16 protein-coding genes are annotated in these 16,308 nt (G+C 63.8%); 13 read left to right on the top strand and 3 right to left on the bottom strand.

The window, feature by feature from the left end; genetic code table 11:
- Positions 1-93: 93 nt before the first annotated feature.
- A complete protein-coding gene (locus ACRESJ_RS13655; RefSeq protein WP_431758359.1) occupies positions 94-930 on the bottom strand; it encodes an alpha/beta fold hydrolase in 837 nt (278 codons plus the stop codon).
- Between the two features lie 260 nt (positions 931-1,190).
- Here ACRESJ_RS13655 and ACRESJ_RS13650 point away from each other — a divergent pair, with 260 nt between their 5' ends.
- Genes ACRESJ_RS13650 through ACRESJ_RS13640 form a run of 3 tightly spaced genes read left to right on the top strand, consistent with a single transcriptional unit; the run spans position 1,191 to position 3,348 of the window.
- Complete coding sequence (locus ACRESJ_RS13650; protein WP_431758358.1) at positions 1,191-1,925, top strand: SDR family NAD(P)-dependent oxidoreductase; 735 nt, start codon at positions 1,191-1,193, stop codon at positions 1,923-1,925.
- A 14-nt stretch (positions 1,926-1,939) separates the two neighbouring features.
- A complete protein-coding gene (locus ACRESJ_RS13645) occupies positions 1,940-2,713 on the top strand; it encodes an SDR family NAD(P)-dependent oxidoreductase (RefSeq protein ID WP_431758357.1) in 774 nt (257 codons plus the stop codon).
- Entirely contained in the window at positions 2,713-3,348 is a 636-nt protein-coding gene (locus ACRESJ_RS13640) for a nuclear transport factor 2 family protein (protein ID WP_431758356.1), read from the top strand. The genes ACRESJ_RS13645 and ACRESJ_RS13640 overlap by 1 nt, the downstream gene beginning before the upstream one ends.
- A 246-nt stretch (positions 3,349-3,594) precedes the next feature.
- Here ACRESJ_RS13640 and ACRESJ_RS13635 read toward each other — a convergent pair whose 3' ends face one another.
- Positions 3,595-4,788, bottom strand: coding sequence for an acyl-CoA dehydrogenase family protein (locus tag ACRESJ_RS13635; RefSeq protein ID WP_431758355.1), 1,194 nt, complete (start codon positions 4,786-4,788; stop codon positions 3,595-3,597).
- Entirely contained in the window at positions 4,785-5,957 is a 1,173-nt protein-coding gene (locus ACRESJ_RS13630; RefSeq protein WP_431758354.1) for an acyl-CoA dehydrogenase family protein, read from the bottom strand. Before ACRESJ_RS13630 ends, ACRESJ_RS13635 begins: the two co-directional genes overlap by 4 nt.
- 474 nt (positions 5,958-6,431) lie before the next feature.
- Here ACRESJ_RS13630 and ACRESJ_RS13625 point away from each other — a divergent pair, with 474 nt between their 5' ends.
- The 10 genes from ACRESJ_RS13625 to ACRESJ_RS13580 are packed head-to-tail and all read left to right on the top strand — an operon-like array spanning position 6,432 to position 16,137.
- On the top strand, positions 6,432-7,322 hold the full coding sequence (locus ACRESJ_RS13625; protein WP_431758353.1) for a VOC family protein: 891 nt from the start codon (positions 6,432-6,434) through the stop codon (positions 7,320-7,322).
- A 12-nt stretch (positions 7,323-7,334) separates the two neighbouring features.
- Entirely contained in the window at positions 7,335-8,210 is an 876-nt protein-coding gene (locus ACRESJ_RS13620) for a CoA transferase subunit A (protein ID WP_431758360.1), read from the top strand.
- A 12-nt stretch (positions 8,211-8,222) separates the two neighbouring features.
- Entirely contained in the window at positions 8,223-9,020 is a 798-nt protein-coding gene (locus ACRESJ_RS13615; RefSeq protein ID WP_431758352.1) for a CoA-transferase subunit beta, read from the top strand.
- A 15-nt stretch (positions 9,021-9,035) separates the two neighbouring features.
- Positions 9,036-9,944 (top strand): enoyl-CoA hydratase, encoded by a 909-nt coding sequence (locus tag ACRESJ_RS13610; protein WP_431758351.1) that lies wholly within the window; start codon positions 9,036-9,038, stop codon positions 9,942-9,944.
- Positions 9,941-11,053: an NAD(P)H-dependent flavin oxidoreductase gene (locus ACRESJ_RS13605; RefSeq protein WP_431758350.1), complete on the top strand. Its 1,113-nt coding sequence runs from the start codon at positions 9,941-9,943 to the stop codon at positions 11,051-11,053. The genes ACRESJ_RS13610 and ACRESJ_RS13605 overlap by 4 nt, the downstream gene beginning before the upstream one ends.
- Entirely contained in the window at positions 11,050-11,802 is a 753-nt protein-coding gene (locus ACRESJ_RS13600; protein WP_431758349.1) for an enoyl-CoA hydratase family protein, read from the top strand. Before ACRESJ_RS13605 ends, ACRESJ_RS13600 begins: the two co-directional genes overlap by 4 nt.
- A gap of 9 nt (positions 11,803-11,811) precedes the next feature.
- The gene (locus ACRESJ_RS13595; RefSeq protein WP_431758348.1) at positions 11,812-12,975 is read left to right on the top strand and encodes an acyl-CoA dehydrogenase family protein; all 1,164 of its coding nucleotides are present in this window, start codon (positions 11,812-11,814) and stop codon (positions 12,973-12,975) included.
- A 9-nt stretch (positions 12,976-12,984) separates the two neighbouring features.
- Positions 12,985-14,043, top strand: a complete 1,059-nt coding sequence (locus tag ACRESJ_RS13590; RefSeq protein WP_431758347.1) for an acyl-CoA dehydrogenase family protein — start codon at positions 12,985-12,987, stop codon at positions 14,041-14,043.
- A gap of 3 nt (positions 14,044-14,046) precedes the next feature.
- Positions 14,047-15,198: an acetyl-CoA C-acetyltransferase gene (locus ACRESJ_RS13585; RefSeq protein WP_431758346.1), complete on the top strand. Its 1,152-nt coding sequence runs from the start codon at positions 14,047-14,049 to the stop codon at positions 15,196-15,198.
- A 60-nt stretch (positions 15,199-15,258) separates the two neighbouring features.
- The gene (locus ACRESJ_RS13580; protein WP_431758345.1) at positions 15,259-16,137 is read left to right on the top strand and encodes an SDR family oxidoreductase; all 879 of its coding nucleotides are present in this window, start codon (positions 15,259-15,261) and stop codon (positions 16,135-16,137) included.
- Positions 16,138-16,308: the final 171 nt, after the last annotated feature.

Below are 16,308 nucleotides of genomic sequence, written 5' to 3'. Positions count from 1 at the left end.
GCCCGGGACGCTCCGCGTCCCTCTTCTAAAGCCGAACGCGGAGCGTCCGTTGAGGCATTCCCACGCAGAGCGTGGGAACGATCGAAAGGGGGATTAGCCGTTCTGCAAAAAATCAATGCAGCTGCGGTTGAACAGTTCGCGGTGTTCCACCTGGACCCAATGCCCGCAGCGGTTGAGGATGATGAAGCGGGCGTTGGGTGCGCCGTCGATGATGCGCTGGGCGCCGCTGATGGGGTTGAAGTGATCGTTTGTGCCCCAGAAGCCGAGGATCGGGCACTGGATCTCGCCCAGGCGTGACTCCATGTTGGGCACCATCATGGTGCTGAACAGGTTTTTCGGTTGGGTGACCGCTACCGCCACGCGTTCCTGCAGCAGGCTTTCCGGCAGGATCGAATCATCGAACAATTGCAGGCGCATCATGCTGCGCATCTCTTCCATGCCAATGGGGCCGGCGCCAAACAGGCTGACCATGCGCACGATGCCGTCCATCTTGAAGTAGGTTTCCCGCTCCTCGACACCGCCCGGTGCCAGCAGGATCAGGCTCTGTGGCAGTTGCGGCAGACGCAAGGCCAAGCCCAGGGCAATGGCTCCACCCAGCGAATTGCCCAGCAGCGTGCAACGCCGTACACCGATGGCCTCCAGGAATGCCGCCACACAGTCGACGAAGAAATCCAGGTTGTACTGCACGTCCTCGGGCTTATCCGAGCGGCCGAAACCCGGCAGGTCGAGCACGATGTTGCGATAGCCGGCCGCAACCAATTGCGGGTAGTTGCCCTTGAAGTTGCTGAAGCCACTGGCGCCTGGTCCGCTGCCATGCAACCACAGGACCACGGGGCCTGCGCCCTCATCCAGGTAATGCAGGCGCAAGCCGTTGTTGGGCAGCGTTGCGTAATGGCCGACGGGCAGGGGCAGGTCTACGGGTTGGTTCATGGGGCTCTCCATGTTCTGCGGATAGGAAAAGCACAACCGCGTCAGGCGCGACAGCGAATTGAAGGGGACTGGCGCACCTGACGGGGTGTGCATCGGCCAATGCTGGGCCTGCGCGCCTCGGCCGGCATCGTCCGTTCAGACCACGTGGCGCTAGTCCCATCGGACGATGTGTGCCAAGGCCCTTGCCGCTAATCATTCAAGGTACGGCACCACTGCAAGGGCAGCGGATCGCAGCGTATTTGCACATTGGGAGATTGCTAATGAAGTTACTCAACAAAGTGGCCTTCGTGACCGGCGCCGGGCAGGGCATGGGCCAGGCTATCGTGCGTGGTTTCGTCGCCGAGGGCGCAAAGGTAGTGGCTGTCGATCTGAATCAGGCGGCCCTGGCCGAGAGCCTCGCAGACCTGGGTGACAAAGTCCTGGCCCTGGCCTGCAACGTCGGTGACGGTGCCTCCGTGGCCGATGCCATGGGGCAGACCGAGGCGCACTTCGGTGGCCTGGATATCGTGGTCAACAACGCGGGCGTTGGTGCACTGGACAGCTTCCTCGAAACCCCGGACGACAGCTGGGCTCGCGTGATCGGCGTGAACCTGGGCGGCACCTTCCTGTGCTGCCGTGAGGGCGCCAAGTTGATGGTCAAGGGTGGCCGTAAAGGCGCGATCATCAACCTGTCCAGCACCGCCGCACTGACCGGCGATGGCCCAAGCCACTACTGCGCTTCGAAAGCAGCGGTGATGGGTTTGACCCGTTCGATCGCCCGTGAGCTGGCCGCCAGCGGCATCCGGGTCAACACCCTGGTACCGGGGCCGACCAACACGCCGATGATGGCGGGCATCCCCGATGAGTACATGCAGGCGCTGCTGAAGAACGTGCCTCTGGGCCGTATGTGCGAGACCGACGAGATCGCCAAGGTGGCGGTGTTCCTGGCCAGCGAAGACGCCAGTTTCATGACCGGGCAGAACGTCGCCGTCAACGGCGGCATGGCCTTTATCTGATCAGGGAGACACCCATGAGCAAACGTCTGGAAGGAAAAATCGCTTTCGTCACCGGCGCCGGTTCCGGCATCGGCGAAGCCACCGCGCTGCGCTTCGCCGAAGAGGGCGCTACGGTGGTGCTGTGCGGGCGACGTATCGAGCCACTGCAAGGCGTGCAGGAAAAAATCCGCGCCCAAGGCGGGCAGGCCGAGATCGCCGTGGCCGATGTCAGCGACGAGCAGGCCTACGTCGACGCGCTGCAAGCGACCGCGCAACGCCACGGGCGCCTGGACATCCTGGTCAACAACGCGATGGCCTACACCTGGGGCGGTATCGACGCGATGTCCACCGCCGACTGGCACGCCAACTTCGCCACCACCGTGGACGGCACGTTCTTCGGCACCCGCACCGCGATGCAGTTGATGAAAGCCCAGGGCGGCGGATCGATCGTCAACATCGCTTCGATCTGCGGCCTGTTCGGCACCGCGTGGATGGCCGGTTACTCGGCGGCCAAGGCGGCGGTGATCAACTTCAGCCGGGCGGCCGCCAGCGAAGGCGCACCGCACAATATCCGCTGCAACGTGATCATCCCGGGCGTGGTCGACACCCCGGCAACGGCCGGCATGCTCGGCGATGCCAAGACCCGCACCAACACCGAAAAAGTCATCCCGATGAAACGGGTCGGCCTGCCGGTGGAACTGGCCAACGCGATCCTGTTCCTGGCCAGCGACGAGGCTTCCTATGTCACCGGTGCCAGCCTGGCGGTGGACGGTGGGCGCGGTTCGGACCTGTACACGGTGCTCGATTGATGAGCCAGGACAACGACACATTGCTGGGGCGTATCGACCGCCTCGAATCGCTGGACGCGATCCGCCAACTGGCCGGCAAGTACGCACTGGCACTGGACATGCGCGACATGGATGCCATGGCCAACTGCTTCGCCCCGGATGTGCGCGTGGGCCGCGACAAGAGCGGTCGCGCGCACCTCAAGGCGTGGCTGGACGAAACCATGCGCAAGCAGTTCCACGGCACCTCCCATCACCTGGGGCAGCACATCATCGAGTTCAGCGATGCCGATCACGCCACCGGCGTGGTCTATTCGAAGAACGAGCATGAGACCGGGCCTGAGTGGGTGATCATGCAGATGCTGTACTGGGACGACTACGAGCGGATCGACGGGCGCTGGTGTTTCCGTCGCCGCCTGCCGTGCTACTGGTACGCGACCGATCTCAACAAACCACCGATTGGCGGCCTGAAAATGCGCTGGCCGGGGCGTGAGCCTTACGCCGGTACTTTCCACGAGTTGTTTCCGTCGTGGGATGCGTTCTGGGCGCAACGCCCGGACAAGGATGCCTTGCCGCACATCGCCGAACCTGCGCCGCTGGAGGGCTTCCTCGCCACCCTGCGTCGTGGGGCGGGTGATCCGAAGATTCGGGTGCGCTAATTAGGCGTTCCACCCAACCTCTGATCGTTCCCACGCTCCGCGTGGGAATGCCTCAACGGACGCTCCGCGTTCGGCTCTTGATTGGGACGCAGAGCGGCTTTGGTTATGGAACGCAGAGCGGCTTTGGTTATGGAACGCAAAGCGGCTTTGGTTATGGAACGCAGAGCGGCCCTGGTTATGGGACGCAGAGCGTCCCGGGCTGCATTCCCACGCAGAGCGTGGGAACGATCAAAGCTCCTCTCTATATCACCCATTCACCCGAGGTTCCCGAGGCATGCCCAGGGCGCGTTCGGCAATTACGTTGCGCTGGATTTCGTTGCTGCCGCCGTAGATGGTGTCGGAGCGGGTGAACAGGAACAGGGACTGCAGTCGGTTGAGCTGGTAGGGCGCGGCGTCGAGGATTTCTGCGGCATCGCCCAGCACGTCCATCGCCAGTTTGCCCAGGTCGCTGTGCCAGGTGGACCATGCGAGCTTGTAGATCATCGCTTCGCGCCCCAGGTTGCCGTCCTGCGGGCCGGACAGCATGCGCAGTGAGTTGTAGCGCAACACCTTGAGCCCGGCCCAGGCCTGGGCGATGCGCTGGCGCAACAATGGGTCGCGGGCGGCGCCGTTGGCTCGGGCGATGCGGATGATTTCGTCGAGCTCGTTGTGAAACTGCATCTGCTGGCCCAGCGTCGACACGCCGCGCTCAAACCCCAGCAACGCCATCGCAATCTTCCAGCCATCGCCCGGTTGGCCGATCAGGTTGTCGGCGTGGGTGACGGTCTGGTCGAAGAACACTTCGTTGAACTCGCTGGTGCCGGTCAGTTGCTGGATCGGTTGCACGCGAATGCTGTCCTGGGCCATCGGCACCAGCAGGAACGACAAACCGTGATGGCCCTGGCTGCCGGGCTCGGTGCGCGCCAGCACGAAACACCAGTCGGCCTCATGGGCCAGGGAAGTCCAGACTTTCTGCCCGCTGATTAGCCAGTGCTCGCCTGTTTCATCCAGTTTCGCCCGGGTCTGCACATTGGCCAGGTCTGACCCTGCCCCCGGCTCCGAATAGCCCTGGCACCAGAACTGGCTGCCGTCGAGGATGCCTGGCAACAGGCGTTGTTGCTGGGCCGGGGTGCCGAAGGCGGCGAGGGTAGGGCCGACCAGGCCTTCGCCAATATGCCCCATGCGCCCGGGGCCACCGGCGCGGGCATATTCTTCGTGGAAGATCACTTGTTGGCTGATGGACAGGCCGCGTCCGCCGTGTTCCTTCGACCAGCCGACGCCGATCCAGGCACCGCCCGCCAGTTCGTGTTCCCAGGCTTTGCGTTCTTCAGGAAAGCTGTGCTCATCTCCCGGCCCGCCGCGAAAGCGCAACGGCGCAAACTCACCGCTCAGGTGCTCGGCCATCCACTGGGCGACCTCTTGGCGGAACGCTTCGTCGGCGCGACTGAAACCGATTTTCATGCTTGCTCTCCCATCAGGTGTGCGGCCAGACGCTCGCGGTGCAACGCCGGGCTGCCCAATAGTTGCTCGCTGGCGCGGGCACGTTTGAAGTACAGGTGTGGGTCGTATTCCCAAGTGAAACCAACGCCGCCATGCAGTTGGATCGACTCGGCGGCACAGTGGAAAAACGCTTCGCTGGCGTGGATCTTCGCGGTTGCGGCGGCAAGCTCCAGTTCTTGAGCTACCGCCACATCGCCTTGTGGGTCCAGATGCTCCTGGGCCACGCAGGCGGCGTAGTAGGCCGCCGACCGTGCGCATTCGACTTGCAACATCATGTCGGCGCAGCGGTGTTTGATCGCCTGGAAACTGGCAATGGTGCGTTTGAACTGGCGGCGTTCGGCGGTGTACGCCAACGTCAGGTCCAGTGCCTGTTGGGCGCCGCCGGTCTGCTCGGCTGCAAGACCGATGGCGGCGATCTGCAGGGTGTCACGCAGCACCGCCCAGCCCTGTTCGGGACCACACAGCTGTTGCGCCTCGCTGACCTGCACCCCGCGTAATTCGATGCGTGCCAGGCGACGGGTCTGGTCGAGCGTGGCCAGTGGATTGCGCATCACGCCCGGCGTATCACCGGGCAAGACGAACAGACTGATGCCTGATTCGTCCTGGGAGCCGGGGGCGCGGGCGGCGACGATCAGCAAATCGGCCGACGCGCCGTCGATGACCTGAGCGTACTCGCCGTCCAGGGTCCAGCCTCCAGGCTGCGGGTGCGCCACGGTTTGCACACTGCCAGCGTCCAGCCCGCCAGCACTGGCGAAGGCCAGGGTGGCGCGGGTTTCGCCGGCGGCAATCGCGCCCAGCCAATGTTCCCGCACGGCCTCGTTGTGCCCCAGCAACAGCGCCGGGGTGGCCAGGCAGGCGGTGGCGAACAGTGGCGAACCCAGCAGATAGCGACCGCTTTGTTCCAGCAGGATCGCCAGCTCGACAAAACCCAGGCCCATGCCGCCGAAACGCTCGGGCACCATCAGGGCCGGCCAGTACAGTTCCTGGCCGATGCGTTGCCAGACCTCGGGGTCATGGGCGTCCGGGCGGCTCATGGCGGCGCGCACGGCATGTGAATCGCTGACCTGAGCGAGAAAACGCTCGGCACTGTCGCGAATCATCAGGTGTTCTTCGGTAAAAGCGAACTCCATGGGGCTGTCTCTGCAAGGCGGATGGATGCGCAAAGTCTGGGGCGAGTGGGGTGCGGTTCGAATCACTAAAACGGACTAGGGCCGATGCCCTGTGAATGCCCACTGTGGGAGCTAGCCTGCTAGCGATGACGGCGGCAAATTCGACATCTTATTTGAAGGGGAAGGCCCTATCGCTAGCAGGCTAGCTCTCACAGTTAATGGGGGTGGTATCAAATCTTGTGTTCGCCGCCAGCCCCCTGTGGGAGCGGGCTTGCCCGCGAAGGGGCCGGCAAATCCAACATCTTCGTTGACTGACACACCGCCTTCGCGAGCAAGCCCGCTACCACAGGGGATCTGTGTGGCTCATGGGTTTGGTGGTGGGCATCAATCACGCCCGGAGCATGACGGTGCTTAGTCTCAACGGACGATGAAGCCCTGGGTGGCGCTTTGCACAATGCAGGCCACGCAAGCCCTTCAGCCAACGAGGACCCAGGCATGATCGACATTCGCGGTTTGAGCTATTTCGTCACGCAGATCGAAAACCTCAGCCATTGGCAGCGTTACGCCGAAGACGTGCTGGGCATGCAAGTGCAGCCGGCGCCGGGCGGTGGCTTGTACGTAAAAATGGACGAGCGTCCGTTTCGCATGCTGATCGTCGAAGGCAGCGAAGCGCGCTACCTGGCTTCGGGTTGGGAGCTGGCCAACGAGCCGGCATTCAAGGCCGCCCTTGAGCACCTGAGCGCCACCGGTGTCGAGTGGCAACCGGGCACTGCCGCCGAGATCGATCAGCGCGGTGTGCAGGCGCTGGTCAAGGTCACCGACCCGTCGGGCAACGTCCATGAACTGAGCTGGGGCCATCGCTCCGACTGCCTGCCGTTCGTTTCGCCCCAGGGCGTGCCGCGCTTCGTCACCGGCGACATGGGCCTGGGCCACACCGTGCTGCCGGCGCCGGACTTCGACGCCACGCTGGCGTTCGCCAAGGACGTGCTGGGTTTCGAGCTGTCGGACATTTTCAACTTCCGCCCCGACCCCTCGGCACCGCCAATCCGCATTCACTTTTTGCATTGCCAGAATGCCCGCCACCACAGCCTGGCGCTGGCCGAATACCCGGTGCCGTCAGGTTGCGTGCACGTCATGGTCGAGGTCGATTCGATGACCGAAGTCGGTCGCGCCCATGACCGTCTGCGCGCCCATGAGGTGGCGCTGTCGGCGACGCTCGGCCAGCACCTCAACGACCGCATGACCAGCTTCTACATGAAGACGCCGTCCGGTTTCGACCTGGAGTACGGCTTCGGCGGACTGCAAGTCGACTGGGCCGAGCATTCGGCATTCGAATTCACCCGCGTGAGCATTTGGGGGCACGACTTTTCGGTCGGCCAACAATAAGGAATTGTCATGATGAATAAACAACTGACAGCGGCCGATGCGGTCGCTCAACTGCGCGATGGCATGACCATCGGTTTCGGTGGCTGGGGCCCGCGGCGCAAGCCGATGGCGATCGTGCGCGAGATCCTGCGTTCACCGGTCAAGGACCTGACCGTGGTCGCCTACGGCGGCCCGGAAGTCGGCATGCTCTGCGCCGCCGGCAAGGTCAAGAAGCTGGTGTTCGGCTTCGCCACCCTCGATGCGATTCCGCTGGAACCCTACTACCGCAAGGCTCGCGAAGCCGGCGAGCTGGAATTGCTGGAGCTGGACGAAGGCATGTTCCAGTGGGGCCTGCGTGCCGCTGGCATGCGCTTGCCGTTCCTGCCGACCCGTTGCGGCCTGGCCACTGACGTGACTCGCCTGAACCCGGAACTCAAGACCATCCAGTCGCCCTATGCCGATGGCGAGGTGCTGCTGGCGATGCCGGCACTCAACCTCGACATGGCCTTCCTGCATGTCAACGTCGCCGACCGCCTGGGCAATTGCCTGGTGACCGGCCCGGACCCGTATTTCGATCACCTGTTCGCCCGCGCTGCCCAAAAGTGCGTTGTCTCCTGCGAACGCCTGGAAGAGCGTCTGGAACTGAGCGCCGATCAGGCCCGCTTCAACACCTTCGAACGCTACCTGGTGAGCGGCGTGGTGCACGCACCCCTCGGTGCCCACCCGACCATCTGCGCGCCCGACTATGGCTGGGACCTCAAGCATCTCAAGGGCTACGTCGCCAGCAGCCAATCAGAAAACGGCTGGCAGGACTATGTGCAGACCTACATCGCCGGTGGCGAGCAGGCCTATCAGGCACAGAACGGCGGTGCCGAATCCATGGGCGCCTTGCCCCTTCCCGTGTTCTGAGGAATAGCGACTATGTCTGCAACCTGTGATTTCACCCTGGCTGAACTGATGATCGTCGCCGCTTCTGAAGCCTGGCGCGGCAATGGTGAAGTGATTGCCTCCGGCCTTGGCGTGATTCCGCGCCTGGGCGCCAGCCTGGCCAAGCTGACCCATAGCCCGGAACTGCTGATGACTGACAGCGAGGCGTTCCTGGTCGAGGAGCCGATTCCGTTGGGGCCACGTGGTGATTACGTACCGCGTTTCTCCGGCTACATGTCTTTCGAGCGGGTCTTCGAGTGCGTGTGGGGCGGACGCCGCCACGCGATGATCGGGCCGACCCAGATCGACCGTTGGGGCCAGACCAACTTGTCCTGCGTCGGCGATTACCAAAAGCCCAAGACCGCGATCCTCGGCGTGCGCGGCTTGCCCGGCAACAGCATCAACCACCTCAACTCGTTCTTCGTGCCCAGCCACAACAGCCGGGTGTTCGTCAGCGGCGAGGTGGACATGGTCTCCGGCGTTGGCTTCAAGGCCGACCGTTGGCCCGAAGGCGCACGCCGTGACCTGATGGACATTCATTGGGTGGTCAGCGACCTCTGCGTACTGGATTTCAACGGCCCGGAGCGTGCGGTGCAGGTGCTTTCGTTGCACCCCGGCGTGACATTCGAACAGGTGCAGGACAACACCGGCTTCCCGTTGCTCAAGTCGGCGCAGTTGCACGAAACCGCGCACCCGACCCCGGAGCAACTGGCGCTGATCCGCAGGCTCGATCCCCACGATTACCGCGCCGCGGCGATCAAGGGCAATCCATCGGGCATCCGTACGGCCTGAACCAGGGAGAAGCGCATGTACAGCAGCGACAGTGAATTCATCGTCCGCGAGGACAAGGCCGTCTACGAGACGGACACCCCGGTGCTGTACAGCGTGGCCGAAGGCATTGCCACGCTGACGCTGAACCGGCCGACCTTCAACAACGCGCAAAACTCGCAGATGACCTACGCCATCGACGCCGCGCTGCGCCAAGCGGTGAACGACGACAGCGTCAAGGTCATCGTCCTGCGGGGCAACGGCAAGCATTTCTCGGCGGGCCACGACATCGGCACGCCGGGGCGCGACATCGACAAGCCGTTCGAGCGTGCGCACCTGTGGTGGGACCACACCAACAAGCCCGGTGGCGAGCAACTCTATGCCCGCGAGCAGGAGGTGTACCTTGGCATGTGCCGGCGCTGGCGTGAACTGCCCAAGCCGACCATCGCCATGGTTCACGGTGCCTGTGTGGCCGGTGGGCTGATGCTGGCCTGGGTCTGCGATCTGATCGTCGCCAGCGACGATGCGTTCTTCCAGGATCCGGTGGTGCGCATGGGCATTCCGGGGGTGGAGTATTTCGCTCATCCCTATGAAATGAACCCGCGTATCGCCAAGGAATTCCTCTTCACCGGTGACCGCATGAGCGCCGCCCGTGCCCATGCGGTGGGCATGGTCAACCGCCTGGTGCCCCGCGATGAACTGGAAGAGGCCACCTATGCCCTGGCCGCGGGCATCGCCCGTCAGCCGCGCATGGGCCTGGCCCTGACCAAGCAGGCGATCAACCACGTCGAGGACCTGCAAGGCAAGCGCACGGCGATGGATGCGGTGTTTGCCTGGCACCACTTTGCCCATGCCCATAACGAGCTGTTGTCCGGCGACAAATTGGGCGGCTTCGATGCCAAAGGCATGGCCAAGGCCAACAAGCAGGCCGAGGAAAAAAGCCAATGAACCGCTGGCTGGATACGTCGCTGACCGAAGCTCTCGGTTGCCGTTACCCGATTGTGCAAACCGCCATGGGTTGGGTCGCCGACGCCAACCTGGTGATCGCCACGACTCGGGCCGGGGGCTTCGGTTTCCTGGCCGGGGCGACCATCGCCGCCGATGAGCTGGAAGGCGAGATCCGCAAGGTGATCGACGCCACTGGCGGCAGCAACTTCGGCCTCAACTTTCATATGTTCCAGGACAACGCCGCGCAGTGCGTGGACCTGGCGATCCAATACCGCCTGCGTGCCGTGAGCTACGGACGCGGCCCGGACAAACAGACCATCGCACGGTTCAAGGCAGCCAACGTGCTGTGCATTCCCACGGTCGGCGCCTTGAAGCATGCGATCAAGGCGGTGGAATTGGGCGCCGATATGATCACCATCCAGGGCGGCGAAGGCGGCGGCCATACGGGCGGCGTGCCGAGTTCGATCCTGCTGCCCCAGGTGCTGGCAGCGGTCAAGGTGCCAGTGATCGCAGCCGGTGGTTTCGCCACCGGCCGTGGCCTGGCGTCTGTGCTGGCCGCAGGCGGCGCCGGCATTGCCATGGGCACGCGGTTTCTCATGACCCGCGAATCGCCGACCCCGGCCGCGACCCTTGAGCGCTATCTGAAGGTCAACGATCCGCAGCAGGTACGGGTGACCCTCGCGGTGGATGGCATGCGCCACCGCATGATCGAAAACCGCTTCATCAATCACCTGGAACGTGCCAGCGCCTTTGGCCGCCTGCGCATTGCCCTGGGCAGTGCCTGGTCGTGGAAACAGCAGACCGGCATGAGTTTGGGCCACATGGTTTCAGTGTTCGTGCGCGCATTGCGTGAAGACCCGTCGGCGCTGTCGCAAGTGGTGATGGCCGCCAACCAGCCGGTGCTATTGCAGCGCTCGATGGTCGATGGCGTCCCGGACGAGGGCATCCTGCCAAGCGGCCAGGTTGCTGCGGCCATTGGCGAATTACTCAGTTGCCGTGAAGTCATCGAAGGCATCGCCAGCGAGGCCCAGCACTGCTTGGACGCGCTGCTGGCCCGCAGCCAGACCCCAACCGAAAATCATCCAGCCAGCATTGGAGCACCCCTGTGAACCAGGCATTTACGACTCAACTCAATCAGGGGATCGCTGAACTGGTGATCGCCAAACCACCGGTCAACGCCCTCGACAGCCAGGAATGGCAGGCCCTGGCGCGACAGATCGAAGCCCTGGGCGCCGACCCCGAAGTACGGGTGATCGTGATCCGCGCCGAAGGTCGCGGTTTCTGCGCCGGCGTCGACATCAAGGAACTGGACAAGCACCCCGAGCGCATCGTCGAGGTCAATGCCGGCAACTACGCGACCTTCAAGGCCGTGCACCGTAACCCGGTGCCAGTGATCGTCGCGGTGCATGGTTTTGTTTTGGGCGGCGGCATCGGCATCACCGGGGCGGCAGACATCGTCATCGCCTCCGACTGCGCGACATTCGCCCTGCCGGAAGTCGACCGTGGCGCCATGGGTGGCGGTGCGCATTTGCAGCGCCTGTTTCCGGTGCAGAAAGTCCGTTATCTGTTCTTTACCGGCGACAGCATCGGCGCCCGCGAAGCTCTGCAATACGGCTTTATCGAGCGCATCGTCAGCAAGGATCACTTGCGTGAAACCGCCCTGGAGATCGCGGCGAAGATCGCCGCCAAAAGCCCGGGGATGATCCGCATCGCCAAGGAAGCCCTGAACGGCATCGAGGACGGCAACCTTGAGGACAAGTATCGCTGGGAACAGGGCTTCACCATGCAGGCCTACAGCAGCCCGGATTCTGCGGAAACGCGCCGGGCCTTCGTCGAAAAACGCGACGCCAAGTTCTGAGATAACGCCATGGACCTGACTTACACCCCCAAGCAAAACGCTTTCCGCGCCGAAGTCCGCGCCTGGCTGGCGGCCAACCTGCCACGCGAACCGATGGCCAGTTACGACACCCGCGAAGGCTTCGAACAGCACCGCGCCTGGGAGGCCAAGCTGTTCGAAAGCCGCTGGTCGATGGTGATGTGGCCGGCCGATCTCGGTGGGCGTGGCTGCGATCTGATCGAGTGGCTGATCTTCGAGGAAGAGTATTACGGGGCCGGCGCGCCGATGCGCGTCAACCAGAACGGTCAGCTGTTGCTGGGGCCGACGCTGATGGAGTTCGGCACCCCTGAACAGAAACGCCGCTTTCTGCCGCGCATGGCCGCCAGCCTGGACATGTGGGCGCAAGGCTGGTCGGAGCCCAACGCCGGTTCCGACATGGCGGCGATCACCAGCAAGGCCGTGCTCGATGGCGACCACTACGTGATCAACGGGCAGAAAACCTGGTCGACCCGGGCCATCTACGCCGACTGGTTGTTCGGCCTGTTCCGCAGTGAGCCGGGATCGAGTCGTCACCACGGCCTGTCATTCGTGATGGTGCCGCTGGACACACCCGGTGTGAGCATTCGCCCGATCAAGGCGCTCAACGGCAAAGACGCCTTCGCCGAGGTGTTTTTCGACGACGTGCGCGTGCCAGTGGAAAACCGCATTGGCGCCGAAGGGCAGGGTTGGCACGTGGCGATGGCCACCGCCGGTTTCGAGCGCGGCCTGCTGCTGCGTTCGCCAGCGCGCTTCCAGGCGACCGCACGCAAGCTGGTCGAACTGTACAAGGCGCACCGCGCCAGCGCCGACCGCGATCCGGGCCTGCGCGACGCGGTACTGGAGACCTGGATGGGCGCCGAAGCCTATGCGTTGTCGGCCTATCACACCGTCGGGCGTTTGAGCCGAGGCGAGCAGATCGGTGCCGAGTCGAGCATCAACAAGATCATCTGGTCGGAGCTGGACTTGAAGATGCACGAGACCGCGATGCGCATTCTCGGCGCGCGCGGTGAACTGCTGGCAAAAGGCGCGCAGGCGGACGATTCGGCGGGCTGGCTGGAAGGCTTCCTGTTTGCCCAGTCCGGGCCGATCTACGCCGGCACCAACGAAATCCAGCGCAACATCATTGCCGAGCGCATGCTCGGTTTGCCGAAATAAGGAACCGCCATGGACTTCACTTTTAACGATGACCAGTTGGCGTTCCGCGAAGCCATCAGTCGTTTCCTGATGACCGAAGCCGCTCCCGAGATGCTTCGGGAAATCTGGGAAACCGATGTCGGGCGCTCCAGCGACCTGCGCAACAAAATTGCCGAACAGGGCCTGACCGCGCTGTCGGTGCCCGAGGCCGAAGGCGGGTTGGGCATGGACGATGTGACCTGGGCGCTGATGACCCAGGAGCTGGGTTACTACGCCATTCCCGACTCATTGGCTGACACCGCTTATGTTGCCAGCGGCCTGCTGGCCGGTCTGCCGGCAGGGCATCCGGCCCGCGCCGAGCTGTTGCCTCGCATTGCCGACGGTAGTTTGCGCCTGGCGATCAGTCATCCGGTCAATGCCTTGGTCAGCGATGCGCAAGCGGCCGAAGTGCTGATCCTTACCGACGGCGATGACATCCATGTGGTGCATCGCTCACAGGTGGACGTGCAATCCCGACCGAGCATCGATGCCTCGCGACGCCTGGGCGACGTAGTCTGGACCCCGACGGTGGCGACCTGCATCGCCAGTGGCGAGCAGGGCCGCGCTCTGCAAGCCCGCTTGCTCGACCGGGGCGCTCTTTCGGTAGCCGGGCAGTTGCTCGGGTTGGCGCAACGCATGCTGGATTTGTCGGTGGACTACGTGGCCCAGCGCAAGCAGTTCGGCAAGCCGATCGGCAGCTTCCAGGCGGTCAAGCATCACCTGGCCGATGTCGCCCGTTACATCGAACAGGCCAAGCCGGTGCTGTACCGCGCCGCCCACGCCCTGGCGCGGGGTGACGTCAACGCGGGCGCCTGGGTTTCCCAAGCGCGGCTGGCGGCCAACGAAGCGAGCTGGATCGCTGCGCGCAAGGGCATCCAGGTGCACGGCGCGATGGGGTACACCTGGGAAGTGGATTTGCAGATGTTCATGAAACGCGCCTGGGCCCTCGATGCGTCCTGGGGCGATCGCGGTTTTCACAAAACCCGTGTCAGCGACTACCTGTTTGCCGACACCACTGGCCTCGGGCCGGGACACACTTTCGAGGAATGAGTCATGGCCCAAGCCTATATCGTTGATGCACTGCGCAGTCCCACTGGCAAACGCAAGGGCTCACTGAGCGAGATCCACGCCATTGACCTGGGCGCCCATGTGCTCAAGGCGCTGGTGCAGCGCAACGTGATTCCGCCGGAAGATTACGACGACGTGATATTCGGATGCGTCGACACCATCGGCTCTCAGGCCGGCGACATCGCCCGCACCAGTTGGCTGGCGGCCGGTTTGCCGCTGACGGTGCCCGGCACCACCGTGGATCGTCAGTGCGGTTCGTCGCAACAGGCGCTGCATTTCGCCGCGCAGGCGGTGATGAGCGGCACCCAGGACGTGGTCGCGGTGGGCGGGGTGCAAACCATGACCCAGATCCCGATTTCCTCGGCGATGCTGGCCGGCCAGCCCCTGGGTTTTACCGACCCGTTCTCGGGCAGTGTTGGTTGGCGTGCGCGCTTTGGTGAGCAGCCGGTGAACCAGTTCTACGCCGCGCAACGGATCGCCGATCACTGGCAGATCAGTCGCGAACAGATGGAAGTCTTCGCGCTGCAAAGCCACGAGCGCGCCCTGGCGGCCATCGCCAGTGGTCGTTTTGCCCGGGAAATTGTCAGTTGCCAGGGCCTGGCGGTGGATGAAACCCCGCGTCAGAGCAGCCTGGCGAAGATGGCCGAGCTGCAACCGGTGGACCCGCAGTTCCCGTCGATTACCGCCGCCGTGTCGAGCCAGACCTGCGACGCCTCGGCCGCGCTGCTGGTGGTGTCCGAAGCGGCGCTCAAGCGCTATGACCTGACGCCTCGCGCTCGCATCCATCACTTGACGGTGCTGGGTGACGATCCGATCTGGCACCTCACGGCACCGATCGCCGCGACCCGCCGAGCCTTGGCCAAAAGCGGCCTGAGCATGGCCGACATCGACCGGGTGGAGATCAACGAAGCCTTTGCTTCGGTGGTCATGGCCTGGGCCAAGGAGCTGGATTACGACCCTGCGCGTACCAACGTCAATGGCGGCGCCATTGCCCTGGGTCATCCGTTGGGCGCCACCGGTGCACGCTTGATGACCACGTTGCTCAATGAACTGGAGTGCAGCGGTGGCCGCTATGGCCTGCAAACCATGTGTGAAGGCGGCGGCCAGGCCAACGTGACGATCATCGAACGCTTGTAGTTCTTTCTTCCGGGCCGTCGCTTGAGGCGTGCGGCCCACCGGTCTCTCAAGGAGTCAAACATGTCTATCTGTGCAAACCGCACCGTGATTATCACCGGGGCCGGCGGCGGCCTGGGTCGCGCCTACGCCCTGGCGTTCGCCGCGCAAGGGGCCAATGTGGTGGTCAACGATATTCGCGCCGAGGCCGCAGCCGATGTGGCGGGCGAGATCCGTGCCAATGGCGGCCAGGTCATCGCCAATAGCGACGACATCACTACCCTCGCCACCGCGCAATGCATCGTCGATGCAGCGTTGGCGGCGTTCGGTGAAGTGCATGTGCTGATCAACAACGCCGGGGTGTTGCGCGATCGCATGTTCATCAGCCTCAGCGAGGAGGATTGGGACATGGTCATGCGCGTGCATCTCAAGGGACATTATTGCCTGGCCAATATCCTCGGGCGGCGCTGGCGTGATCTGGCCAAGGCGGGGACGCCGGTGGATGCGCGGATCATCAACACCAGCTCCGGCGCCGGTTTGCAAGGTTCGGTGGGGCAATCGAATTATTCGGCGGCCAAGGGTGGTATCGCGGCGTTGACGCTGGTGCAGGCGGCCGAGCTGGCGCGCTATGGCGTGACGGCCAACGCGCTGGCGCCGGCGGCACGGACTTCGATGACTGAAAGCGCGATGCCTGATGTGGTGAAGAAGCCTGAAGATGGCAGCTTTGATGCCTGGGCGGCGGAGAACGTTGCGCCGTTGGTGGTGTGGCTGGGGAGTGCGGCGTCGGCACATGTCAGTGGGCAGGTGTTCGAAAGCCAGGGCGGGCGGATTTCCCTGGGGGATGGCTGGCGCACTGGTGTTACCCGTGACAAAGGGGCGTTGTGGCAGGTTGAGGAAATCGGCGCAGCAGTGGACGCAATCTTGGCCGAGGCGCCCAAGGCGCAGCGCGTCTGGGGCAGCTAAAGCCAGATCCTCTTGTGGGAACTGGCTTGCTCGCGAAGGCGGTGTGTCAGCCTCAGATGATGTTGGAAATCAGGGCCTCATCGCTGGCAAGCCAGCTCCCACAGTTACGGCGTCGGTCTCATAATTTGCGTATGACACAAAACCCTGTGGGAGCTGGCTTGCCAGCGATAG

The sequence above is a fragment of the Pseudomonas sp. genome, assembly GCF_050739655.1.
Classification (GTDB): domain Bacteria; phylum Pseudomonadota; class Gammaproteobacteria; order Pseudomonadales; family Pseudomonadaceae; genus Aquipseudomonas.
Note: the sequence above shows the minus strand (reverse complement) of the source record. Positions and strands in the feature narration are given on the sequence as shown.